Origin of the sequence: Aminobacter sp. J41 (genome assembly GCF_000526635.1) — a bacterium.
Taxonomy (GTDB): domain Bacteria; phylum Pseudomonadota; class Alphaproteobacteria; order Rhizobiales; family Rhizobiaceae; genus Aerobium.
The window spans coordinates 1-1,058 of the sequence record NZ_JAGL01000112.1 but is presented as its reverse complement, the minus strand read 5'-3'; the positions used below and the strand labels follow the sequence as shown (position 1 = coordinate 1,058).

General features: G+C 60.9%; 1 protein-coding gene. It reads right to left on the bottom strand.

Annotated elements, in window-relative coordinates:
• Positions 1-15 precede the first annotated feature (15 nt).
• A protein-coding gene (locus L630_RS22725; protein ID WP_156941782.1) for an IS630 family transposase occupies positions 16-961 on the bottom strand; the annotation gives its coding sequence in 2 pieces (ribosomal slippage) (positions 16-622 and positions 621-961; 948 coding nt in all).
• Between the last annotated feature and the right edge of the window lie 97 nt (positions 962-1,058).

Sequence of the window (1,058 nt, the reverse complement as noted above, 5' to 3'; positions counted from 1 at the left end):
TAGAGCAGATTCGATTTAGTCCGGGTCATATCCCGCCGCCTCGAAGTAGTGCCGGCATTCCTGCGGGGTGAAGGCGGAGAGGCAGTCGGCGACCGCTGACCAGAGATCGTCAATGGTTCTGGCGGCGGCTTTTCTAAGCAGGGCCTTCAGCTTCGAGAAAGCCATCTCGATGGGGTTGAAGTCTGGGGAGTATGGCGGGAGGAACAGGAGCCGTGCGCCAACCTTCTCGATAGCCTCGCGCACACCGCTGATCTTGTGAGCAGGCAGGTTATCCATGACGACGATGTCGCCTGGCCGAAGCTCGGGTGCGAGAACCTGCTCGGCATAGGCGAGGAAGGCGGGGCCGTTCATCGGCCCATCAAGCAACATCGGTGCCGCCATACCAGATAGCCGCAGGCCTGCGGTAAAGGTGGTCGTCTTCCAATGTCCGTGTGGAACGGGTGCCCGGCATCGTTCACCGCATGGCGCTCGCCCTCGCAGCCGCGCCATCTTCGTGGATGCCGCGGTCTCGTCAATGAAGATGAGCCTCTCAGGATCGAGATCGAGTTGGCCGTCGAACCAAGCTATGCGGCGGCGCAGGACATCAGGACGCTGCTGCTCTGAGGCGTGTGCCGTTTTTTTTGAACGTAACGCCGCGCCGATCGAGGAACAGCCAGACCGTCGAGGGGGCCGCACGCACGCCGCGCTCGTCGACAAGCCGATCGCCGATCTCAGCAAGCGTGATGTCCGGTGCCTTCTCTATCAGGCCCAGAATGAAGGCCTCGTGCGCATCGAGCTTCGATCGTGACGGTTGGCCCTGCTTGCGCGCTTCCGTTTCGCCTGTCTCGCGATAGCGCCGATACCAGGCCCCGGCCGTTGAGATCCCGATACGGAAGCGTCGTGCCGCCTCCCGCGTCGAAACCCCATCTTCAATCGCCGCAATAACTCGACCGCGAAGGTCCCCGCTCAAGCTCCTCGTCATCACCACCCTCCTGGCAAATCACCAAGAGCAGTGAATCAGACTAAACTGATCCCGTGAATCCTCAAACCGACTCTGTGTTCATAAAAGATGCTCTAGC